Genomic DNA, 21,317 nt, shown 5'->3' with positions numbered 1-21,317 from the left:
GTGTGATGAGCTGCTGTGATTGAAGGGAGGGGCTTGTTCGGCTCATTCGTGGGGTGTTGTGGTTGTGTTGGCAGCCCGTGATCGATTGACGTCATGGGATCAGCGAAAATCCGGAACGCACTTCGATGGCATACGTACCCAACGGTTTTGCCATTAAAAATACGAAATTTACTTCGTTTATGTACACCGTAGCAGTGATTCTGGTAGGTTTCTGTTGCCAAACAGGGAACTTTGCTTGCTCATCGAGCATCGGATCGTATATGGAAAGCCAGGACGGTTTTCAACGCCCGCAAAGACTTACGGTCAAAGAACTATGTCTGTACCCAAAGATATCCTCGATTCACTGCTCAGCGCGTACATGGATGACGCGCTAAGTGCTGACGAACGCACGCGTGTCGATCAGATGCTGCGCGATGATGCTAGCGTCGTGAGTGAACTTGAGCAATTAAAACAACTTCGGCAATCGTTGCAACAGATCCGCGACGAAGATCGCAACGTCAAGCTGCCTGCAAATTTTGCCCAATCAGTCATCGAGGCGACGGTAGCTCGCGGCCGCGCCGAAGGTTTGAGTGACGATCATCCAGTGATGCGGTTGTCGGAACAACCCAGCCCGATGGTCACACGTGAACGCACCTCGGTTTGGCGAATCGTGGCACCTCTTGCGGCGATTGCGGCCTCCCTTGCGATTGCATTTTTTGCGACCCGACCTGGTGTCGATGTGGATCCAGTGGCGTTGATTAACCCTGAAGTCGACAAGATTGCGACCGCAGAGGATTTGACCCCAACCGCGACCCCAGAGACTGCATCGAATCCAAACTCGGCGGCCGCCGATCCTGGCGCAGCGATGATTGTGGATGCGTCTGGCGGAAACAAAAAAGATATCGTGGCTAATTCGGATGCTGTGGCATCGGCGAATGTTCCGTCAGCGATCGCAACCCCAGGGCCTGACGGTGTGGGAATCGAAAAAGTCGACCAGGATCCGAGTAACCAAGACACGGGTAATCAAGACACGGGTAATCAAGACACGGGGATGAAGATCGCCGCCGTTTCACCTATTGCAAAAGCAGTGGGTCCCAACGCAGCGGTCAAACGCAACGACACCAAGCCTGCGGCTGCCGATGTGGTAGCGATCAAGGCGATGTTGGTGCTCGATGTTCGCCGCACGATGGACGGTCGTAACACTCGCTCGGTGGAATCGGCGATGGAGTTGGCTGGAATTGATACGGCCAGTCGTAAAGCGGTCGACGAGAACGTCGTGCGTTTTGCGAACGAAAACAAGTCGGATAATGAAAACGCAAGTTCCGCCAGTGTGCTGTACTTGGAAGCACCTGCGAAACAGCTGGATCAATTCATCTTGCGGTTGATCGCGGATGAGCAGGGCATCGAATCAGTCAGCATGACCATTGCCAACGATCCACCCTTGGTGGCGATGATCCAATCGCTTCGCGACGTCGATCCCACCACGGTAACGCATTCAACATCGTGGCAACTGGATGCGGGAGCCAATGGAACCAACGCGTTGGCGAGTCACTTGAGTGATCGACCCTACGTTCGGCTCAACTCGGCGACCGCGAACATGGCGGTTGCGGGCAGCGTCAACGAAAGTGGCTCGGCTTCCACGTCATCCGACATTATCGGACGCGTGTTAGTCATCGTCCGCTAATGATCTGGCAGGGCCCAACGTAGCGGAAGTCGTCAAGACTTTCGTACATCGCTGAATAGGTCGAAACTCACGCACGAGTTCTGCTACGCCAGTAATTGTTCCGGCGGTCCTACGCACACGCTTTGCTGGACAAACGGGCGATCTTGGCTCGGTACATCGCACGATTGAATTCTCGCGAGACTTTTTCAAGCGAAAAACTCCGCTTCTTTCCTACGCCGATCGTGCTGCCACCAAGTTCCGCGGTCAGATCGCGAATTCCCGATGGGTCGAGCGTCAACAGGCGGACGCCCGTGATCCAGTGCATTTGTAGGGTGGTGTCGACCGGGCGGTCAAACGTCTCGGTTGCTCGCAACAGCTTTTTAGCAGCCATTCGGGTAACCCATTGGCCCGACGTGCGCAGCGGCGTGATCGTTGGCAATAGGATCCGGTGAGCTCCGCGAGTCGACAAAGCGATCACATCTCGGGGGACACTTCGCACGGGAAGCTGGACGTAGGAGTCTTTCGGAGCGTGAGCGCGAACAAAATCGATGGCTTCGCGAAAACGATCACTGTCGACCAGCACGTCGTCTTCGAGGATCAGCGCCGCGTCTAATTCGCTGTCGAGAATTTTCTGCCAAGCGTTGCGGTGGCTCAAAAAGCAGCCGATTTCGCCTCGACGCAGTGCAAACGGATAGCTGGGCTGATGGACGTGGCGCTGGTAACACGCAGCTACGTCAGCATCGCTCATCTCGCTGCCATCGACCGCAGGCAGAATTTCGGCGTCCATCGGCAATTGACTCAGCAGCGATTTTGCGTGGTCAAACCGAGTCGTGGCTCGTTCCAGACTGATGACGAATGCACGTGCCAACATGTTTGTTCTCGCGAAAAGGAAGCTGAAAGTCACTGTGGAAATGCCCGGGGGGCCAAATGCACACTCGCTGATAGCAGAATGAAGCTGCGGATCGCTAGCCCGGAATATTCGCTTTGGGGCTGACTTTACTTGGGCTCTACAGATTTACTTGGACTCTACAGCGTGATCCATCCCAGACGGCTTGGTTTTGTACCGCGTTTGCGATGAGCTGAGATCAGCGACGGCATCCAAAGCAGGTGATCCACGACAGCTAGCAAAGCATTTGGGTCAATCGGTTTAAATAGGCAACGCGTCGGGACTTTCATTGCTTCGGCTTTCTTCTCCAGTCCTGCCCAGCGGCTTTCGGCAATCAGCACCACCGACAACGTTTCGTAGCCTGGGATTTGCCGTATGCTTTCCATCGATTCGAGCACGGCAGCGGCATCATCCGCGACGTCCCAGAGCAGCAGATCCTGAGGGCCCATTTTCAAGGCCTCAATCGCCGAATCGGCGTTGCGGGCACAGATACAGCCGTAGCCACGCGAGTGCATCACCCCCGCGGTGGCGATCAACGACAGCGGGCTGGGGTCCACCACAACGATGGATGCCTGCTTTTTTGGCTCGTTTACGGGAACGTCGTGGCGAAATTCGTGTCCGTGCATAGGTGCACTCTTGGGTGGAAAGCTCGTGGATTGTCTTGCCCTAGCAATAGCGAGATCGGTAGTTGCGAATCAAGATCGCTATCGTGGTTGCGTAAAACTCGATTCGTACCGACAATTCTCGCCAAGTCGATGACTGTCGATTCTTTTTAAAAAGCAAATATCAGATCCCCTAATATTCCGTCCCTTCCTGTCCTGTCCACTTTGAACCACTGATGAATCAAACACCCGATCCCGCACCGAATGCTTCTGGCGAAGATGCCACCGACCCTCGTGTGGCTCGCCGAAACAAATTGAATCAGCTCGTCGAGCGAGGCATCGATCCGTACGGCAGTCGATTTGACGATCGAAAATTGATTTCCCAGTGCCGTGAACTTGCCGGCGACGTCAAATTTGTGACCAAGGACGGCAAGACACTCGATCTGCCAGATTTCGACGCGGGGGATGTCGATTACCGTCAATGGAAGACCGACAACGGTCCTGGCGAAGAAGTGGGCCCAAAGGTGCGAGTCGCCGGCCGCATCATGCTGGCTCGGCCCACCGGAAAGTTGATCTTTTTGAATTTGAAGGACTGGTCCGGCAACATTCAAATTTTCATCGGCAAGAACCAAGTTGGCGAAGAGGATTTCGACCTTGCCAAACTCTTTGACCTGGGCGACCTGGTGGGTGCCGAAGGACGACTCGGGCGAACCAACACGGGTGAGTTGACCGTGTTCGCTGAGAAACTGTTCTTCTTAACCAAGATGCTCGAACCGGCACCGGAAAAGCATGCCGGTTTGACCAACCCCGATCTACGTCAGCGGATGCGTTACGCCGACCTCGCGTTTAACGATGGCGTGATCGAGACATTTTTGAATCGCACGCGAATCGTCAAGTCGATTCGGCAAACGCTCGACGACGATGGATTCTGTGAAGTCGAAGGCCCGACGCTGCACACGATTCCTGGGGGTGCAGCGGCACGTCCATTCATGACGCATCACAATGCGTTGGACATGAAATTGTACATGCGGATCGCGCTCGAATTGCACTTGAAGCGTTTGATGGTCGGCGGCATGGAACGTGTCTACGAGCTTGGGCGAGTGTATCGCAACGAAGGACTCAGCCCTCGTCACAATCCTGAGTTCACGATGCTTGAGCTGTACCAAGCGTACGGTGACTACGAGTCGATGATGGATTTGACCGAGCAAATTATTGCCGATGCAATCCAAGCCACCGGAGGCGACTTTAAGCGTGAATTCGATGGCAAGATGGTCGACTTTACGCCGCCGTTCCAGCGTGCGACTTATGCCGACCTGTTCCAGAAAGCGACCGGCATCGATCCCACCGACGACGAAGGCGTGATGGCGTACGCCAAGAAGTTAAAGTTGGAAACCGCGAACAAGCACCCCGACGTGATTCGCAACGAAATCTTTGAAGAAAAGGTCGAAGATTCGCTTGAAGGTCCGATCTTTGTGATCGATTATCCGGCCAGCATTTGTCCGCTCACGAAACGTAAACGGGACAATCCCGAGATCGCCGAGCGATTTGAATTGTTCGTGTTGGGGATGGAAATCGCAAATGCTTACACCGAGCTAAACGATCCTGATTTGCAACAAGAGTTGTTCGAGACTCAATTGCAAGGACAACAGGAAGAGGATTCGATGGCGAAGATGGATCACGATTTCGTGCGTGCACTGCGTTATGCAATGCCACCCGCCGGCGGGCTCGGAATCGGCATCGACCGTTTGGTGATGTTGTTGACCGGGCAGCGCTCGATTCGTGACGTGATCCTGTTCCCAGTGCTTCGTCCCGAAGCGAACGAATAGTCGCCACCATGCCGGAACTCCGCTATCGCTACGGCTTACCATTGTCGCTCGGCTTTCCAAGCCGTTGGCGAGCGTCATGGTTGAGATGCGATGGCGATGTCGTTTTGTAGGCCGGATCAAGTCGCGACGAGCGGCGCAGATCCGGCGACCGAAGGTGACTTTACGTTCGTTGCCGCCACCGTGCCGGAACTTCGCTCCGCTACGTTCCGGCCTACCATTGCGAACCCGATCAGCGTGATTCGGCTCGCAATTCCTCGGCCAACCGTTCGCGAAAAATCTTACTGTTATGCCGGATATCGACCGGCAGCGGTGTGCTGCGAATGATGATCTCTTCGATCCGACGTGTGATTGGATTGCGAGCGGCTAATTCGAGTAGTTCCTTTCGCAGGACGTCCGCGTCCGCGATCGGTTTACCGTTGTTTTGCCGACAATCAATCGTCTCGATCATCACCACTGGCGTTTGGTCGGGACGTTCGCCGCGTGCGATGAGTGCCGAACGATAAACCCGGGGATGCGAGTTAAAGATTGCTTCGCAGGGAATCGTGAACAGGGTTCGATTACCCGCTTCGATGCGGTGGGTTTTGCGTCCACAGAACCAAAATCGATCTCGCGTGTCTAGATAGCCGACGTCTCCCATGCGATGCCAGACGCGGTCGCCGTCTTGGATTTTGTGCATCACATTCTGGTCCGATCGGACCACGTACTGAGTGGTCACCATCGGCCCCGAAACCATCAGTTCGCCGATCTTGCCTTGCGGCATTTCCTCGGTTTCATCGATTTGTTTCATCGGTCCGTCATTGATCTTGATCACACGCCACTGGACCCCTTCAAAGCGTGTGCCAACGCAAACGCCTTTACCTTTGGCGGCGGCAGGACCGGTTTCAGCAATCACTTCGCGTGATTCGATCGAGGCGATCGGAAGCGCTTCGGTCGCTCCATAGGGCGTGACGATATTGACTTCGGGGTCAAGCAAACCGCGAAGCTTGGCCAGCGTCGCGGCAGGGACCGGTGCCCCGGCCGACAACACACGCCGAAGCGTCGGAAACGGTTGCTGGACGTTGTTGGCTTCGCACCAACGGACGACGGTATTCCAAAGGGCTGGCGAGCCAAACGCTTGGTCGACTTCCCATTGATTGGCGGCTTCGATCAAACGTTGCGTATTGACGTCGGCTGGCCGCGTGGGATCCATGTCGGGAATGATCGTGGTCACGCCCATCACCGCATCGAATAGCCCGAACAGCGGAAAGCATGCTAGGTCACGCGAACCGCGGTGAATGTCGTACCGTTCACGAATCCGGTCGATCTGTGCATGAAAGGTGCCGTGGGTGTACAGCACCCCTTTGGGCGGCCCGGTGCTGCCGGTGGTAAAGATGATCGCCGCAGCATCGGAGCGCTCCACCGTTGGCAGGATGTTTTCGGACGCATTTTGGCCTCGCTTGGCAATCTGAGCCAATGTTTGCCCGCCCCACAGCCAACGTTTGCCGACCGTGACATTCCATTTGGCTTGCGGAAATCGGCTCCGCAGCACGCTGCGAATCGCCTGGGCTTTAGGGATTCCGACAAAGCCATCGGGCTGAGATTCGCTCAGGCAATTTACCAAATGTTTGCGGCCGATGCCGGGATCGATCAGGATCGTGACCACGCCCGCTTTTAATAACGCAAAGACAAGCTCGATAAACTGGCCGCCGAATGGGACCAGCATCGCTAGCCGCATGCCTGGTTTGACGCCCCAAGCGATCAGTCCGCGAGCAATCTCGTCGCTGCGTTGGTCAAGATTCTCGAAAGTCGTCAGATCGTATTCACGCATGCCGTCGGACCGCGGGGGACCGCTAGGCTCTGCAATCGCAATTCCACCCGGTGATAAACTACGGATAATTCGCAAGCGGGCGGCGACATTGCCATCTTTGACTTGGCTGGTCATGACGTGGCCTCGTGAGGAGCAGGCGTCGGTGGGGTAATATTCATCGTAGCTTCAGTCGGGGCGGGCTTAGACGCATCGATCAGTGTTTGCATGACTAGCGTGGCGATGTTCTCGCTACACACTTGTTGCAATCCCTGCCATCCGGGAACGGCGTTCACTTCCAGCACTCGTGGCGTGCCATCGTCACAATCAATCACGTCGACCGAGGCGAACGTTAACCCCATTGTCGAAGTGATCTGTTTGGCCATTGTGATTTGTTGGGTACTGGGTTGGATTTGCGTCGTCGTTGCCCCATGAGAATGGTTCGTGCGGAAATCGCTAGGATTTTCACGGCGGGCGGCGATTACATGATCGCCAATCACCAGTAGCCGAGTGTCACGTCCACCGGGTTGAACAAACGCTTGCACATAAAACACGGCATCAAGTTGATCGAGTGTCGAAAATGTGTACCAAGCCAATTGCGGATCTTGGATTCGCATCACTCCGCGTCCTTCGCCGCCAAACAGAGGCTTGACCACACAATCGCCGCCGAGCTGCTTGAACGCGGCCATCGCTTCGTTCCGCGATTGCACCACGATCGTTTCGGGAACGAGATAGCCAAGTCGGCGAACATGAGCGAGCGTGGCAAATTTGTCGATCGCGATCTCCAGTCCTCGTGGCGAATTGATTACCGCGATGCGGCGGTCGTTGGCGATCGTGTCGCCCGCCAAAGCATGCAGGATGGAAAGCCGAAAGGTGATCTTTTCCAGCGATCCTGCCGGCATCGTTCTGGCCAATACGGCATCAAACTGATCGATTGAGATCGCAACGTCCGTGAAACCGTCCGCGCCAAGATCAACAGCGTCACGATCGACAGCATTGCGATCGGGAGGGGATGTCAGATGGATCGAGTTCGATTGGATCGAGGCAAACAGCGATTCATAGTCACAGCCATGAAGCTCGCAGCCGAGTTTGTCGGCGGCGTTTCGCAATTGGTTCGCATGCCAACCTTGGCCACACCCCAGCACGAGAAATCGCTTGCCGCTCATGATAGAAACGATTGACGAAGCACTTCGGTGGCGATCTTGCCATGATTCCAAGTTCGACCGCTGTGCAGGTTATGAATCGTCACCACGGCGGGGCTGAACAACATCGGGTCGACTTTATAAAAGTCATAGTCGTATTGTTTGAACGTTTTGGCAAACGGTTGTCCGTAGTCGGCCGACGTGCTGCTGGGCACCTTGGCTGCGACGGCTTCGACCGCGTCATCATCACAATCGACCCACAACGAAACGGTGGCTCCATAGAGTACGGCGTCGTTGGTCCGCCCGATTCCCGCGACCATGTCGCCTGGTTTTGCCGGTGGCGGTAGCGGAGCGTGGCCGGTGGCCGAGACAATTTTGGTGACGTCAAATTTGAGTTCATGCAGTTTGTGCATCGCCGTTTCGATCGCTCTCGCGACGACCTGAACACTGCCTGCGATCGAGGTACTCGGCGCGATCGCCAAACGGACTTGGTTCGCGGCGACGTTGCACTGACCAGCAATCATCGCGATCACGTCGGCATCGGGCAATTTGTCGGATTCAAGGACTCCGACCACGGCGTCGGCAGATTCGACCAGGTTCAATTCCAGCAGCGTTTCTTCGCGGCCTCGCGCGGCTCGCATGGGACCGCTGCCCATCGCGAAATAGTTGTCCGTTTGCACAGGCCAACCAGCATATTGTGCCGCCAAGCAAGCTTTCAGAGGTTCATCGGTACAAACAAAGACGGCGTTGTTGCTGCCCAGCAGGCTTGCGTCGCAGGGGGCGATCAGAATCTCAGCCTGGTCCGCCATACACAATCGAGCGAGGTTGATTCCGGCGCGAAGCGAACCGCGAGTGTGGATGCCAGCGTCCAGGACCGAGGCTCCGCCAATCTCCGAAACCAAGCACTGCAGCGACGATGCGTCCGCGGCAAGACGCGTGAATAATTCGTTCGTTCGGTGGTTTAGCATGGGCAAATGGTCGCCCAATCGATCCGATTTGTCTAGTCGGCGTTTGGGGCTGGATTTGCAAAGTCCCCTGCCCAAAGACGGCTTTTTCGATCATGCTTTCCTTTGTGCTACTACCAATCAGCGAGAAATTTCAAAGGCACTGTCTTCCTTCGCGTCCACCCCCTAATCAGCTCATGTCTCTCAGCATTATCCCCTACCCGCACCCCACGTTGCGTGTCAAAAGTTCTCCTATTCGACGCGTGGACCAGGCGTTAAAAGACCTTGCCAACGAAATGCTCGAGCTGATGTATGCGGCTCAGGGGGTTGGTTTGGCCGCGAACCAAGTCGACCTGCCGCTACGGATGTTTGTCGTCAATGCGTCGGGCGTCAAAGGCGAAGGCGAGGAGTTGGTCCTGATCAATCCGGAACTGCAGATGCCGCGTGGCAACGAATCCGAACAAGAAGGGTGTCTCAGTTTGCCGGGGATCTACGGCCAAGTGAAGCGTCCCAAGGCGATCCGTTTGAGTGCGTATGACATCAACGGCAACGCCATCGAACGCAATGTCGACGGGTTTCTCGCTCGCGTCTTGCAACATGAAAACGATCACCTCGACGGCGTGCTGTTTTTTGATCGGATGAACGACGAAGGACGCAGTGAGTTCGCCGGCCCGTTGGATGAGCTCGAGACCGATTTTCGATCCAAGCAGTCTGCTGGCGGGATCCCTTCGGATGCCGATTTGCTGGCTCGTTTGGACCAATGGAGAGAGCGATATGCCTAATTCGGAAAAGCTGCGAATCATTGCGATGGGGACAGGCCCGTTTGCCGTCCCGTCTTTCGAATCGTTGCGGGCCGCAGGTCACGAGATCGCCTTGGTGGTCACCCGTCCGCAACCGCCAGTGAAAAGTCGCAAAGGTGCCCCTCCATCGCCCGTCCGGCAATGGGCAAGCGAAAACGATTTGCCGCTGTTCGATCCCGACAGCATCAATGACGATTCGGCAGTCGAGCGGTTAAATGCCGTCGCGGCCGACCTGTTGGTTGTTTGCGATTATGGACAAATCTTAAAGCCCGCGGCGCTGGCAACGACTCCGCTCGGAGGCATCAACTTGCATGGATCGCTGTTGCCCGCCTATCGTGGTGCCGCGCCGGTCCAGCGGTCACTGCTCAGCGGCGATGCGGTTACCGGAGTTTCGGTGATTCACATGACACCGCGACTCGATGGAGGCCCGATCCTTGCCACTCGCCAGACGCCGATCGCGGACGACGAAACGGCGGGCGAGCTCGAAGATCGGCTCTCGAAGATCGGCGTCGAGGCCACACTTGAATCGATCGAATTGTTGACGCAGTGGGATCGAGCCAGCGAGATCGGCACGGTCCAAGACAAAACGAAGGTCACCCGCGCTGCTCGGCTATCCAAAGCGGAAGCGGAAATCAATTGGGACCAACCCGCTCGGATGATTGATTGCCATGTCCGCGGGATGCAGCCTTGGCCGATCGCGTATTGTTTCGTCCCCGTCGTCGGGAAAGACGAACCGATTCGTGTCGCCGTTAAACAAGTTCAGCGGCTCGATTCGGTGCCAGCTGGCGTTTCGCCGGGCACGGTCGAAGTGGATGACGAAGGCCGTTTCAAGGTCGCTTCGCAAGACGATTGGGTGCAAATCGTCCGTTTACAACCCGCTGGAAAACGCGAGATGGCGGCCGAAGAATTCCTCCGCGGCCATCAACCCCAGAATCTAGCGTAGCGAAACGAAAACCTAGCGAATCAAGAATGTCGCGAAATAAGAACGTAGCGAAACTCGCGAAGAGTTTCGTCGCAGTCCGCGTCTTAACTGTCCTGCTAATTTGCTGCCGTTTTGGTTTCGAGTGCTTCGCGGATGAACGCGGGGCGATTGGTGGTGATCCCAAACGCACCCAGCTTGGAAAAGAAGTTGGCGTCGGTGGGCGAATCGACGGTCCAGACGTGGAATTCATCACAACCACCCTGCTTCATCCCGTCAACGAATGCCGCGTCGATCACGTGCATGTTTCCTTGCATTCCCACGCCGCTGGCACCCGATTGTTTGACCGTCTTTGCGATCTGGTCTGCGGTGGGAGTCCACACGCCAGTGGTCTTGTTCTGTTTGAAACTCGTCAACCAATGTGATTTCACGTTGGGAAGCAAACGCTTGCAGTCAGCGATCACTTTGTCATTAAAGCAGATGATCAGAAGTTTGATTTTCGAGTGATCCAATTGATCGAGTTCCGCTTTCAGGAAGGGAACAATTTTCTCGTCGCTTTTAAGTTCGATCACAAAGGTGCGGTTCTCGGGCACCGTCCTAAGGACTTCGGCAAAGGTCGGGATGGGCTCGTTGGCCCACTTCGCAGCTTTCCACTTGCCCGCATCAAGTTTGCGGAGTTCGGCGAGCGTCGATCCTTCAACTGACATTTTGGCTCCTGCCGTTCGCTTGGTGTCTTTGTCGTGAATGCAAACGATTTTGGAATCGGCCGTCAGATAGAAATCTCCCTCGATCCCATCCGCGTTTTGATCCCAAGCGAGCCGGAACGCAGACAAGGTATTTTCAGGAGCGTCATGCGACGCGCCGCGGTGGGCGACAATCATCTGAGAGAACGCCAGTTGAGGCAGAGAAAAGGAAGCAACCAAAACGAGCAAGGGTAGCAAGCGTGAACGCATAGCAGTTGGACTCTGAGCGGAGGGAGAGAGGCGGGGATAGAACGTCTTTGGACATCGCTATCTTAGTGGATTGCCGTGAACGTTTTGTGAAGGTTCGGCAACCATTTGTGGGATAGGCTTCCAGCCTGTCATCGAGCACTTTCCAGGCTGTCATCGAGCATCAATGCAGACCCCCCCATTCCAATTGGATCGGAACCCTCATACCGCTGGGGGCTTGTTTACCGCTGTTCGCGATACGTCGTCCAGCTGAGATAGATCATCACACCGCCAACGATGACGAACGTAATGTCCATCAATAGGCTAGCCGATCGCATTGGAGCGACTTCGTGCATGCCTATTAGCCCCATCACGGCATCTGCTAGAAACAGAACTAGAATCAGGATCGATGCCACAAGGCTGATCAAACAGAGCGCCTTCGGCATCAATAACCTCGTGTGTGGAGCATGGAGCAGCGTGATGGGATGAACGGGGGCTTTTGGGGATGACTCAGAGTATAGTTGCTCTTCGCCATGTTCCCCAGACCTGTGCCTGCTAGCTAAATTAACGTTTCTGAAATCAAAAAACGTCTTTGCAGGTTAATCCGAGGATAGGGGCTATGGCGACAAAAAACACAGGAAGTAATGGAAGAAATTCAGTCATTGGGTCGGATTCTCAAGATTCAGTCCCCTCCGCGTGGCTCGATGCTATCCGAAACGACCCTTGGGCGTGGTGGCGAAGTCAGATGCCAGTCGCCAAAAAATATGCTTATTTTGACCACGCGGCGGTGGGACCACTGAGTCAAAACGCCAATGACACCATGTCAAATTTCCTGGATCAAGCCACTCGGCTTGGCGATACCATGTGGCCGACATGGGCTGCTCGGAACGAAAAATTGAGGCGAGATGCGGCGGAATTGCTCCATTGTTCCCCTCGCGAAATCTGTTTAGTCCCCAACACGTCTACCGGAATCAACATTGTTGCCGAGGGCTGGCCGTGGCAGGCCGGCGATAGTGTCGTGATTCCCGATGGCGAATTTCCCAGCAACCTATTTCCTTGGTTGAACCAGCAGTCACGCGGAGTCGATGTGCGGATTGTGCCTCGCCATGAGGGAGAGGTCCGAATCAGCGATCTGCTTGAAGCCGCCGATGAATCGACGCGGATGATTGCCGTCAGCTGGGTCGGCTACGCCAGCGGGTTCCGCTTGGATATCGCCGACTTGGTCGCTCAGGCTCACCAACGCGGTATTTTGGTATTCCTGGATGCGATTCAGGGATTGGGGATGTTCCCCTTGGATCTGGAAAAAGTGCCTGTCGATTTTCTCGCTGCTGACGGACACAAGTGGTTGCTGGGCCCCGAGGGGGCCGGAATCGCCATGATTCGCTCGGAACATTTGCCGAAAATTCGTGTCGGCAATGTCGGCTGGGGCAGCGTCAAGAACTCGTACAATTACAATGAGCCCAAGCTTGAATTGCGAGATGAGGCGGCTCGGTTCGAAGCCGGTTCCGCAAACATGGTTGGTCTGAGCGGTTTGTCGGCAAGTTTGGAAATGTTTTTGGCAGTGCGACACAGTCACGGTGACCAAGCGATCGGTGATCGTGTGGTCAGCTTGGCTACCCGGCTCGACGAATTGCTTCACGATCTTGGTGTTCAAACCTCGCTTGCCACCGACCCTGAAAATCGAAGCGGCATCGTCAATTTTTCTGTTGACGGAGTCGAGCCTGCAGCGATCCGTAGCCGCGGGTTAGAGCAGGACGTGGTGCTGAGTTGCCGTGGAAGCGGGGTTCGCGCAAGTATTCATGCCTACAATAACGAAGAGGATCTTCAGCGTTTGGTCGCAGTGGTGCGTTCCTTTTGCTGAAAATCAACGAATCTAAAACCACGGAATTCGGTACCGATGCCTCAACCCCATACCGCCGTTTACACGGGATCGTTTGACCCGGTCACGCTAGGCCACCTGCATGTGATCGAGCGGGCATCGCGGTTGTTCGACAAGTTGATCATCGGGATTGGGGTCAATTCCGATAAGAAGCCCCTCTTCGAACCGCAAGAGCGGGTCGCGTTGCTCGAAAACGTTACCGAGAACTTTCCCAACGTCTGTGTCGAAGTTTTTAGCGGGTTGGCGGTCGATTTTGTTCGCAGCGTCGATGCCAACATCATGGTTCGTGGGATCCGCCCGCTGACTGATACCGCAGGCGAATTCACGATGATGATGGCGAATCACCAGTTGGATCCAGGTATCGAAACTGTGTTTCTGATGGCAGATGAGCGGTTTGCTCACATCAGCAGTTCATTGCTGAAACAGATTGCCTCGCTCAGTGATGACGACGAGCAGTTGGCCAAATTTGTTCCGCGTGAGATTATTCCCGGTTTGCGAAGCAAGCTGCGGTCGTAAGGGCATTCACTTGGCTTGCCGTTTCGCTAAGGAACAAACGGACAATAAGTGTCCCGTTTCGAGTAAGGCCGGTTCCTGCCGGCCGTCCTTAGTAGCTCGATGGAGTCGGCCGGTAGGAAACGGCCCTACGCTCTAATACACGGCCGTTAATTCCCACTCGTCCCTGATTCTGTCACTGCGAGGTCACTCGCCTTCGTAGGAACCAAAGGCCCAGGTGATTGTTGCAGGCGAGTCAAGTTCGGTGCTTCCGATGCCTTGCTCGGCGTGCACTCCATCGATCTTATACTTCCAGCCTTCTGTGGAAGTGGTCGAGACTCCGTCGATTTCACTGACGAACGCCGTGACGCCCGATCCGGTGATCGTGACAGGGATCTCGTCGATGGTTCGCATCACTTCTTCGACCGTCGCTCCGCTTTGGATATCCGTTCGCTTGAATTCACGTGACGAATCATTTGCTTGAATCACCACCGTGACATCAATCGTTTCGCCATCGACCGAATTCGCAACTTGATCTGGATTATTTCCAGCGGCTACGTCGAGCGTGTCAGGAGCGGATTGTCGACAACCCGGCATCAACGCCAACAGACCGATCGCGAAGATCGCGATCAGTAGCAGTGAGGCATGGAAGCGTGGCGACGATGTCGATTGCAATTTGCTGATGTTATTCATACACGCGATGATAGCCGCGTGATGGATCAAGCAAAAGGGATTACATAATCCCGCCATGTGTCCGAATTGGCGTCATATGGCTAGGCGAATCAAGGAACCAGAATCGTTCCCATTCATCGACGAGCGAACGCAAGTCTTCGGAGGTGTACAGTAATTGTTGTACGCGGCGTTCTGGCCGAGCGGAGTAGATCGGCACAAAGCAGCCGACCGTGGTGGTCAACACTACAGCCAGCACGGTGAGTTGCAAGATTCGTCGCATCGAACGTTCCTCCATGAACGGTCTAAGTCAGATTTCGTGTGCGTTTTTTTGAGTTAACCTTCGCCCCATCTGCCGCTTGGGGCATCTGGTTTGCTGGCGGGATGTTGGTCGGTGTGATTTAGAGGAACTTCGTTGGGTGCAGGATCATCCGCTTTCGCGGTTTCCGGCTTCGGTAAAGCTTCCTCATCCAGATCTCGGACTTTCGTTTCCATGTACTTTCCTGGCTTGAACGTCACGACGTGCTTGCTAGGAACTTCGACCTGTTGGCCTGTACGAGGATTGCGGGCTTTGCGAGCAGCTCGGGGTTTGACTTCAAAAACACCGAAGTTTCGAAGCTCAATCCTTCGCTCTCGTACCAAGCAATCAACGATGGCGTCAAAGGTCTTTTGTACAATTTCCTTCGTCTGCTGTTGAGTCAGTCCTACCTCTTCCGAGATCGTTCGCACGATATCTTTCTTGGTCACACGTGACTCCCTGAGATCACGATCCCCATTGCGGAAATCGCTCTAAACCCTTTGCTAGTTTCAACTTAAACGCTTTTGGAGTCTAAGTCCTGATTGGCACCCCGTCAAGATACTCGGGCGTGATTCTCAGTAAAGGATTCAGTTCACAGTTTGTCCCACAAGCATCATCGGTCCCCTGAACCGCTATTCTTGAACCAAACGGCATAATCCGCATAAAAGGACCAGAAAGGTTCTTCGTCGTGGAATAAGTCGCGGAACTGGACATTCGCGAAGTCTGCTTCTTTGATAGCGGCACGGCGCGAGCCGTCCGGCAGCAGTGAGTAAAACGTTCGAAATTGGCCGGGCGGCTGGCACCGCTCCGCTATCAAAACACTCGGCGTGCAAAAGTAGGTGGCGTCGAGTCGGTGAATCGGATCGCTGTTTCGCTCGACGTGGGCCGCTATAATTTTGAGACGACATCGGTTTTCGAAACTTCCACCATCCCATTCTCAAGTGACGCGAAACATCCATGAAACGATTCACTCTTTTGAGCCTTGTGATTTGCCTGGCGTTCCCGCTTGCCACTTCGCCCGTCTCGTTTGCTCAGTCTGCGAATGAGGTGGCGGACAAAACCGATGCAAAAGACAGCGAACAGCAGAACGAAGCCGACGCAGCCGAGGAAGAGGAAGCCGTTGAGCCTTTGACGATTGGTTCGGTGGCACCCGAATTGGATATTGAGCATTGGATTCACGATGGCAACGGTGCTTTCGATCCGGTCACCAAGTTTGAAAAGAACAAAGTTTATGTGGTTGAGTTTTGGGCGACATGGTGTGGCCCCTGTATCGCCGCAATGCCTCATGTCGTCTCGCTGCAAAAGGAATACGCCGACCGCGGGCTGCAGATCATCAGCGTTAGCAGCGAACCGATGGCGACGATTGAAAAGTTTCTTCAGCGCGAGGTGCCAGGAGCCAAGGATAGCGACGATTCACCGCAAACCTTTGACGATTTGACCCGCAGCTATTGTTTGACCACCGATCCCGATCGCTCGACTTCGAAATCGTATATGGAAGCGGCCAGCCAGAACGGGATTCCCTGTGCGTTTCTAGTCGGAAAAAGCGGTCTAGTCGAATGGATTGGTCACCCAATGTCGATGGATGAGCCATTAGCCAAAGTAGTCAACGACGAGTGGGACCGCGAAGCGTTTGCCGAAGAATTCAAAGAAGATCAACGTGCCGACATCATCTTCCAAGAATTTGTCAAAGCAATGCGTAGCAACAAAACCGACGAGGCGCTAAAGGTCTTGGACGATTACATCGCCAATGGCAAGCTTGCATCACGCGTTTCACAAATGCAGATGGTGAAAATGCAAGTGCTCGCTGGCGATGAGTCGCGAGCGGATGAACTGAAAGTTTTTGTGACGCAATTGCTCGAGGATGAATCGTTAGACCACGAAGCTGTCAATCGACTGGCCTGGACCATCGCTCGCTATGCCAATGCGGGAAAAATTACAAATAACGAAACGGTCCGCACTGCGTTGGCAAAGACCCAGGCGATATTGCCCATGGCTGGAGAATCGAAACCGTTTGTAATGGATACAATCTCTCATTTGCAAATGGCTCTCGGTGATAAGAAGGCTGCAATTGTGACCCAGACCGAAGCGATCGAACTAGCCGATGAGAGCCACAAAGAACGTCTGCAGCGTTATCTTGATGAATTGACCGCAGAAGATGTTGTTGAAGATGAATCAGAGAAAGTCAACGAAAGCGACGAAAAGTAGCCGCGAATCGTTGGCGAAAATACTCGGGGCAGCGTGTGTTCGCCGCGTTGGGAACGTTCAACGCGATTGAACAAATTGGGCATGGCGATCGTATTAACCGTGCCTAGCGTATTGACTATCAGCGCATTCCCTGTCGTTATATGGCCCGCATTGATGGGATATTGATTATCCCTCAACGCGGGATTCTTTGAATAACCACTCCTCAAACTTATGACATCCCTTAAAGGAACTTCGATGAGACACTTTGCCAAATTTACTGTCGCAGTAGTGGCCGTTGGTTACTTTGCGTTTGTATCGGGATGCAACAAGCCCACAACGAACGAGCCGGCGACGGCGGTGGTCGAGCCACAATCGCATGACGACCATGATGAAGATGGGCACGATGAAGATGGGCATGGGCATGATCATGACGACGATGGGCATGGGCATGATCACGACCATGGGGACGCCAAGATGATCGACGCGAGCAAGGCAGGACTTGATGCCGATGCTTTGGTTCATCTTGACGAAGCCGAGATGCCAGAAAATTATGCGGATAGCGTGAAATTGCTGGTCGAGATGCGCGATGAGATTCGAGACGGTTTTGCCGCCGGAAATGTCGAGCAAGCTGACGGGCCGCTGCACGAAGTTGGACATCTGCTTGAGCACATTGAAACGCTTGTCAACAATTCGTCGCTCTCAAGCGACCAGAAGAAACAAGCAGCCGAAGCGATCGAGTCATTGTTTGATTTGTTCGGTGAGGTGGATGCACGTGTGCATGACGAGCAGAGCAAGGCCGGAAAAGAATACAGCGACGTTGCTGAATCGGTCGACGCTTCGGTCAAAGTCTTGGTGGACTTTGTGGATGCTGCAAAGAAATAGTTCAGTAACGATTCAAACTTGGGTTCGATCGATGACTTTCACTTCTAATGTCACCGCTTTTGTTTCGGCGATCCTCATGCTGGCGATGGTTGGCTGCGGGGAAAAAACGTCGTCCACGGGCGACGTGATCTCGTCTCCTTATCTGGTAAGTAGCGAACCAGAGGGGGCGATCACGCCGACGGAGTTTAAGAATTCGGTGACCACCCAAGACGACGTGGAGGATGCAGCGGCCAGTCCGGTCGCCGCCAGCGAAGTCGTGCTTGCTGGAAAAATCGACGCCGGTGATTTGGATCCGTTTGAAAAGGGCAAAGCGACCTTTGTTCTGTCCGAATTGCCAGACGCCGCCCATGCTGCGGGAGATCCAGATCATGCCAATAACTGTCCGTTTTGTAAGCGGAAATTGAAGAATGCCCCCAAGGTGGTCGTGCGTTTTGTGGATCAGTCGGGTGAATTGATCGCCCAGGACGCGCAAGCGATGCTGGGGGTTAAGAAGGGGGATTCGGTCGTGGTCAAAGGGGTCGCCGAATACCAAGAGCCGATCAATATGATCCAGATCAACGCCGAATCGATCTATCGTCGCTGATTCTGGCGCAATAGCGATTCAGTGCTGAGGGCCGGTGACCGTTTTGCTAAACTGGTTATCCTAGGACAATCGTCCTCAACTACGCCCTGAACATTGAATCCAAACGTGAGCTCTTCCTTGCCAGAAAAACTCGACTCAAAGATCAAGCCCGCTGACTTGGAAGTCAAAGATGCCCAGTTAATTTTTAACTCGGTATGGAAGCGGCTCGAAGCCGAATATGGCCGCGAGAACCTGCATTTCCCTCGCGAGCTGATCCTGCTCGGCGGAGCCCCCGGAGCGGGCAAAGGAACCAACTCGGACTTTATTCGTGAAGTTCGCGACATCTCGTCCAAACCAATCGTCGTCAGTCAGTTGCTCAGCAGTCCTGAGGCGGAAGCCATCAAGTCACGCGGCGGCATGGTGGGCGATCGTGAGGTCGTTGGCATCTTGTTTCGCGAGCTGTTGAAACCCGAGCATCGAACCGGGGCGATCTTGGACGGTTATCCGCGGACCAAGGTTCAAGTCGAATGTTTGAAGATGCTGTATGACGAAATGAAGGCAATGCGGCGAGAGTTCGCCGATACGCCCCATTTGGTTCACTTCAAACAGCCGCAGTTTCATATCATGGTGCTGTTTGTCGAAGAATCCGAGAGCATCGAGCGACAACTGCATCGCGGTCGCCAGGTCATCTCGCACAACGAAGAGGTCAAACGCACCGGGATTGGTACGCTGTGGGAAGAGCGGCCTACCGATTTCAGTGTCGATCTCGCTCGCAATCGCTACCGGGTGTTCAAAGAGCAAACCTATGACGCGTTGGTTTCACTGAAGCAGATTTTCCACTTTCACTTCATCAATGCTCAGGCGCCGCTGAGTGTGGTGCAAGATAACATCTTGCGTGAGTTGGAATACCAAAGTTCGCTCGAACTCGATCCGCGAACCTTTCACGCGTTGAACCACATCCCGGTGGCCAGCGATATCATCAGCCATGCGCGGCGTGATTTGGTCATTCGTCTCGATGCCTACGAGATGCAGCAAACCGAATTGTTTCATCAGGTGATCGAGCTAATTGAATCTAAGATGATGCCCATTGTGATTCGGCATGCGATTTCGGGTTACTGTAGCATCAACACCGAAAACGCCATTTTGGAGAGCCCTATCGCACTAAAAATGCTGATTGACGTCTTCTCGGAGCGAGGTTTTCACGCCAGCGTGGATTTGCAGCGGGATGAAGTTCCAGTGCGAATTGACTTGACGACCGGCGAGGTGCACTGTCGCCAGAAAAAGGTCTTCCGCATCGCGATCCGTTTTAAAGGTTCCGAAATTCGTCGAGGCTAATCTTCCACGTTTCATTTGTCTTGCTTGTCCAGAGGAAAACGCAGCATGGATTTTGTCAAAAAGCACATCGTTGAATCTGGGAAATCGGTCAAACTCAAGTCGATTGACACCGAGCCGGACGGCCCGTTTCAGGACAAGCATGAAGCGTATGAATTCACCGCCGAGATGATCGAGAAGATGAGCGAGTTGCAGTATCGCTTGCATGTCGAAGGCAAGCAGTCACTGTTGATCGTGTTGCAGGCGCCTGACGCGGCAGGCAAAGATGGGCTGATCCGCAAAGTCCTCGGGCACCTCAATACGCAAGGCGTTCGTACGTTCCCATTTAAGGTGCCGACGGAGATCGAGCGAGCCCATGACTTTCTATGGCGGATTCATCAATGTACGCCCGGAGCCGGCCAGGTTTCGATCTTCAATCGATCTCACTACGAAGATGTATTGGTGGTTCGTGTCGAAGACTTGGTGCCCAAGAGTGTTTGGAGCAAACGCTATAAGATGATCAACCAATTCGAAGCGTTGCTCGCCGAGCGAGGAACCCGCATCTTAAAGTTCTATTTGCACATCAGTCCGCGCGAGCAACTCGAGCGATTCAAAGAGCGACTGGATCTTCCTGAAAAACACTGGAAGCTAAATGTCAGCGACTACGAGGCGCGAGAGAAATGGGGGCAGTATCGCGAAGCCTATGAAGCGGTTTTCCAAAAATGCAGTTCTAAAAAAGCACCGTGGTTTGTGATCCCTGCGGACAAAAAGTGGTACCGCAACGCTGCCGTTTCCGCCATCGTCTATCAGACGCTCAAAGAGATGGACCCGCAATTGCCCAAGGTAGACGTTGATTTTGACGAGATTCGTCGTCTGTATGAACGTGAGGAAGCTAAATTAGACGGCGACTCGTAAAGTTGCCCTGTGCGGCGAACGTTGACATTCGCGGAAGTGCAATGCACTTTTCCATCAGGTGGCCAGCGGGGAATTACAAAGCCAACTTGATGAGGGCAACTAAGCAGGCAGGCAGGAATCATTGGATGACATCCCGTTAGCCGTTTGGGCGCTAGCCCCGGTTGAATACCGGAACCGTGGCTAGGGCCAAAACGGCCAATTTACTGAAAGGCTCCTGCCTAACTGTTTAAGGGGCTTGGTGGCCGAAGAAACGCCCTGCAAGAGGACTCGGCCAGCCACAGCGACGGACGAGCGCGTCCGTCGGTTGAAGTGAGATGGTGTGGAGCAACGCGTGGGTGCCGTATTTCACCTATCTCCAGCAAAATTAGCGAGAATTATTTCTTGCGGTGGCGAATCTTTGCTCGCATGCGGCGTTTTTTACGTCCAACTTTTCGTCGTCCTTTGCCCGTTCTTTTCGTACCCACCTAGTTCGTTCTCCAATGAGATTGGGATGGAATGGAAAGCCAATTCCAACACAGATTTAATTAATATTTAAGTTTAAACGCGTCGCCGCAAAGCACAGCGTACCAAAAGCATCAGAAATGACCAAGCCCCAGCCGCTCGTGGCGAGCCGAGGAAGGGGAATTCCGGGGCGAAAATGACGACCGGTCGG

The 21,317-nt window shown here is 54.2% G+C and carries 21 protein-coding genes; 11 read left to right on the top strand and 10 right to left on the bottom strand.

Annotated elements, in window-relative coordinates:
* The first annotated feature begins 313 nt into the window (after positions 1 to 313).
* Positions 314 to 1,663, top strand: a complete 1,350-nt coding sequence (locus SH528x_RS28730) for an anti-sigma factor family protein (protein WP_442506872.1) — start codon at positions 314 to 316, stop codon at positions 1,661 to 1,663.
* Positions 1,664 to 1,772: 109 nt separating this feature from the next.
* On the opposite strand, the gene SH528x_RS28725 is transcribed toward SH528x_RS28730, so the two are convergent.
* Together SH528x_RS28725 and SH528x_RS28720 are read right to left on the bottom strand one after the other, a co-directional pair.
* A complete protein-coding gene (locus SH528x_RS28725; protein ID WP_442506871.1) occupies positions 1,773 to 2,513 on the bottom strand; it encodes a glycosyltransferase family 25 protein in 741 nt (246 codons plus the stop codon).
* Between the two features lie 155 nt (positions 2,514 to 2,668).
* A complete protein-coding gene (locus tag SH528x_RS28720; RefSeq protein ID WP_442506870.1) occupies positions 2,669 to 3,154 on the bottom strand; it encodes a response regulator in 486 nt (161 codons plus the stop codon).
* 212 nt (positions 3,155 to 3,366) lie between these two features.
* On the opposite strand from SH528x_RS28720, the gene lysS reads away from it, so the two are divergent.
* A complete protein-coding gene (gene lysS / locus SH528x_RS28715) occupies positions 3,367 to 4,956 on the top strand; it encodes a lysine--tRNA ligase (protein ID WP_442506869.1) in 1,590 nt (529 codons plus the stop codon).
* 229 nt (positions 4,957 to 5,185) lie between these two features.
* Here the strand turns inward: lysS and SH528x_RS28710 are convergent, their stop codons facing one another.
* From SH528x_RS28710 to mch, 3 genes are read right to left on the bottom strand one after another with little or no spacing between them, the layout of a single operon-like run.
* Positions 5,186 to 6,877 (bottom strand): fatty acid CoA ligase family protein, encoded by a 1,692-nt coding sequence (locus SH528x_RS28710; protein ID WP_442506868.1) that lies wholly within the window; start codon positions 6,875 to 6,877, stop codon positions 5,186 to 5,188.
* The gene (locus SH528x_RS28705; RefSeq protein WP_442506867.1) at positions 6,874 to 7,905 is read right to left on the bottom strand and encodes a RimK family alpha-L-glutamate ligase; all 1,032 of its coding nucleotides are present in this window, start codon (positions 7,903 to 7,905) and stop codon (positions 6,874 to 6,876) included. Before SH528x_RS28705 ends, SH528x_RS28710 begins: the two co-directional genes overlap by 4 nt.
* The gene (mch, locus tag SH528x_RS28700) at positions 7,902 to 8,849 is read right to left on the bottom strand and encodes a methenyltetrahydromethanopterin cyclohydrolase (protein WP_442506866.1); all 948 of its coding nucleotides are present in this window, start codon (positions 8,847 to 8,849) and stop codon (positions 7,902 to 7,904) included. The genes SH528x_RS28705 and mch overlap by 4 nt, the downstream gene beginning before the upstream one ends.
* Positions 8,850 to 9,022: 173 nt before the next feature.
* On the opposite strand from mch, the gene def reads away from it, so the two are divergent.
* Both def and fmt read left to right on the top strand, forming a co-directional pair.
* Positions 9,023 to 9,607, top strand: a complete 585-nt coding sequence (gene def / locus SH528x_RS28695; protein WP_442506865.1) for a peptide deformylase — start codon at positions 9,023 to 9,025, stop codon at positions 9,605 to 9,607.
* Complete coding sequence (gene fmt, locus SH528x_RS28690) at positions 9,600 to 10,568, top strand: methionyl-tRNA formyltransferase (protein WP_442506864.1); 969 nt, start codon at positions 9,600 to 9,602, stop codon at positions 10,566 to 10,568. Before def ends, fmt begins: the two co-directional genes overlap by 8 nt.
* A gap of 95 nt (positions 10,569 to 10,663) precedes the next feature.
* Here the strand turns inward: fmt and SH528x_RS28685 are convergent, their stop codons facing one another.
* Together SH528x_RS28685 and SH528x_RS28680 are read right to left on the bottom strand one after the other, a co-directional pair.
* Entirely contained in the window at positions 10,664 to 11,497 is an 834-nt protein-coding gene (locus SH528x_RS28685; RefSeq protein ID WP_442506863.1) for a glycerophosphodiester phosphodiesterase, read from the bottom strand.
* Positions 11,498 to 11,715: 218 nt separating this feature from the next.
* A complete protein-coding gene (locus tag SH528x_RS28680; protein ID WP_442506862.1) occupies positions 11,716 to 11,919 on the bottom strand; it encodes a hypothetical protein in 204 nt (67 codons plus the stop codon).
* A gap of 299 nt (positions 11,920 to 12,218) precedes the next feature.
* Here SH528x_RS28680 and SH528x_RS28675 point away from each other — a divergent pair, with 299 nt between their 5' ends.
* Both SH528x_RS28675 and coaD read left to right on the top strand, forming a co-directional pair.
* Positions 12,219 to 13,334, top strand: coding sequence for an aminotransferase class V-fold PLP-dependent enzyme (locus SH528x_RS28675; RefSeq protein WP_442506861.1), 1,116 nt, complete (start codon positions 12,219 to 12,221; stop codon positions 13,332 to 13,334).
* Positions 13,335 to 13,370: 36 nt separating this feature from the next.
* A complete protein-coding gene (coaD, locus tag SH528x_RS28670) occupies positions 13,371 to 13,868 on the top strand; it encodes a pantetheine-phosphate adenylyltransferase (protein WP_442506860.1) in 498 nt (165 codons plus the stop codon).
* A gap of 183 nt (positions 13,869 to 14,051) precedes the next feature.
* On the opposite strand, the gene SH528x_RS28665 is transcribed toward coaD, so the two are convergent.
* The 3 genes from SH528x_RS28665 to SH528x_RS28655 are packed head-to-tail and all read right to left on the bottom strand — an operon-like array spanning position 14,052 to position 15,260.
* Positions 14,052 to 14,537 carry a DUF4430 domain-containing protein gene (locus SH528x_RS28665; RefSeq protein ID WP_442506859.1) on the bottom strand — a complete coding sequence of 162 codons (486 nt, stop codon included), beginning with the start codon at positions 14,535 to 14,537 and terminating at the stop codon, positions 14,052 to 14,054.
* Between the two features lie 40 nt (positions 14,538 to 14,577).
* Positions 14,578 to 14,796 carry a hypothetical protein gene (locus SH528x_RS28660; RefSeq protein WP_146596651.1) on the bottom strand — a complete coding sequence of 73 codons (219 nt, stop codon included), beginning with the start codon at positions 14,794 to 14,796 and terminating at the stop codon, positions 14,578 to 14,580.
* Between the two features lie 53 nt (positions 14,797 to 14,849).
* Positions 14,850 to 15,260, bottom strand: a complete 411-nt coding sequence (locus tag SH528x_RS28655; RefSeq protein ID WP_442506858.1) for an HU family DNA-binding protein — start codon at positions 15,258 to 15,260, stop codon at positions 14,850 to 14,852.
* Between the two features lie 508 nt (positions 15,261 to 15,768).
* On the opposite strand from SH528x_RS28655, the gene SH528x_RS28650 reads away from it, so the two are divergent.
* The 5 genes from SH528x_RS28650 (at position 15,769) to SH528x_RS28630 (ending at position 20,665) form a co-directional block, all read left to right on the top strand.
* The gene (locus SH528x_RS28650; protein WP_442506857.1) at positions 15,769 to 17,016 is read left to right on the top strand and encodes a redoxin domain-containing protein; all 1,248 of its coding nucleotides are present in this window, start codon (positions 15,769 to 15,771) and stop codon (positions 17,014 to 17,016) included.
* Positions 17,017 to 17,250: 234 nt separating this feature from the next.
* Positions 17,251 to 17,877, top strand: a complete 627-nt coding sequence (locus SH528x_RS28645) for a hypothetical protein (protein WP_442506856.1) — start codon at positions 17,251 to 17,253, stop codon at positions 17,875 to 17,877.
* A 31-nt stretch (positions 17,878 to 17,908) separates the two neighbouring features.
* Entirely contained in the window at positions 17,909 to 18,460 is a 552-nt protein-coding gene (locus SH528x_RS28640; protein ID WP_442506855.1) for a hypothetical protein, read from the top strand.
* A 105-nt stretch (positions 18,461 to 18,565) separates the two neighbouring features.
* Positions 18,566 to 19,774, top strand: coding sequence for a nucleoside monophosphate kinase (locus SH528x_RS28635; RefSeq protein WP_442506854.1), 1,209 nt, complete (start codon positions 18,566 to 18,568; stop codon positions 19,772 to 19,774).
* Positions 19,775 to 19,819: 45 nt separating this feature from the next.
* Positions 19,820 to 20,665 carry a polyphosphate kinase 2 family protein gene (locus SH528x_RS28630; protein ID WP_442506853.1) on the top strand — a complete coding sequence of 282 codons (846 nt, stop codon included), beginning with the start codon at positions 19,820 to 19,822 and terminating at the stop codon, positions 20,663 to 20,665.
* The last annotated feature ends 652 nt before the right edge of the window (positions 20,666 to 21,317 follow it).

The organism is Novipirellula methanifontis (assembly GCF_052161655.1).
Taxonomy (GTDB): Bacteria; Planctomycetota; Planctomycetia; order Pirellulales; family Pirellulaceae; genus Novipirellula.
The sequence above is the reverse complement of the archived record's forward strand: the minus strand, read 5'-3'. Positions and strand labels throughout refer to the sequence as shown.

What these genes read in the sequence shown, in the direction of transcription:
- SH528x_RS28640 (WP_442506855.1), top strand. Translation starts at nt 17,909, where the DNA reads ATGACTTTCACTTCTAATGTCACCGCTTTTGTTTCGGCGATCCTCATG.
- mch (WP_442506866.1), bottom strand. Translation starts at nt 8,849, where the DNA reads ATGCTAAACCACCGAACGAACGAATTATTCACGCGTCTTGCCGCGGAC.
- fmt (WP_442506864.1), top strand. Translation starts at nt 9,600, where the DNA reads ATGCCTAATTCGGAAAAGCTGCGAATCATTGCGATGGGGACAGGCCCG.
- SH528x_RS28680 (WP_442506862.1), bottom strand. Translation starts at nt 11,919, where the DNA reads ATGCCGAAGGCGCTCTGTTTGATCAGCCTTGTGGCATCGATCCTGATT.
- SH528x_RS28660 (WP_146596651.1), bottom strand. Translation starts at nt 14,796, where the DNA reads ATGCGACGAATCTTGCAACTCACCGTGCTGGCTGTAGTGTTGACCACC.
- SH528x_RS28720 (WP_442506870.1), bottom strand. Translation starts at nt 3,154, where the DNA reads ATGCACGGACACGAATTTCGCCACGACGTTCCCGTAAACGAGCCAAAA.
- SH528x_RS28665 (WP_442506859.1), bottom strand. Translation starts at nt 14,537, where the DNA reads ATGAATAACATCAGCAAATTGCAATCGACATCGTCGCCACGCTTCCAT.
- SH528x_RS28630 (WP_442506853.1), top strand. Translation starts at nt 19,820, where the DNA reads ATGGATTTTGTCAAAAAGCACATCGTTGAATCTGGGAAATCGGTCAAA.
- SH528x_RS28710 (WP_442506868.1), bottom strand. Translation starts at nt 6,877, where the DNA reads ATGACCAGCCAAGTCAAAGATGGCAATGTCGCCGCCCGCTTGCGAATT.
- SH528x_RS28650 (WP_442506857.1), top strand. Translation starts at nt 15,769, where the DNA reads ATGAAACGATTCACTCTTTTGAGCCTTGTGATTTGCCTGGCGTTCCCG.
- SH528x_RS28705 (WP_442506867.1), bottom strand. Translation starts at nt 7,905, where the DNA reads ATGAGCGGCAAGCGATTTCTCGTGCTGGGGTGTGGCCAAGGTTGGCAT.
- coaD (WP_442506860.1), top strand. Translation starts at nt 13,371, where the DNA reads ATGCCTCAACCCCATACCGCCGTTTACACGGGATCGTTTGACCCGGTC.
- SH528x_RS28645 (WP_442506856.1), top strand. Translation starts at nt 17,251, where the DNA reads ATGAGACACTTTGCCAAATTTACTGTCGCAGTAGTGGCCGTTGGTTAC.
- SH528x_RS28730 (WP_442506872.1), top strand. Translation starts at nt 314, where the DNA reads ATGTCTGTACCCAAAGATATCCTCGATTCACTGCTCAGCGCGTACATG.
- SH528x_RS28675 (WP_442506861.1), top strand. Translation starts at nt 12,219, where the DNA reads ATGCCAGTCGCCAAAAAATATGCTTATTTTGACCACGCGGCGGTGGGA.
- SH528x_RS28685 (WP_442506863.1), bottom strand. Translation starts at nt 11,497, where the DNA reads ATGCGTTCACGCTTGCTACCCTTGCTCGTTTTGGTTGCTTCCTTTTCT.
- def (WP_442506865.1), top strand. Translation starts at nt 9,023, where the DNA reads ATGTCTCTCAGCATTATCCCCTACCCGCACCCCACGTTGCGTGTCAAA.
- lysS (WP_442506869.1), top strand. Translation starts at nt 3,367, where the DNA reads ATGAATCAAACACCCGATCCCGCACCGAATGCTTCTGGCGAAGATGCC.
- SH528x_RS28725 (WP_442506871.1), bottom strand. Translation starts at nt 2,513, where the DNA reads ATGTTGGCACGTGCATTCGTCATCAGTCTGGAACGAGCCACGACTCGG.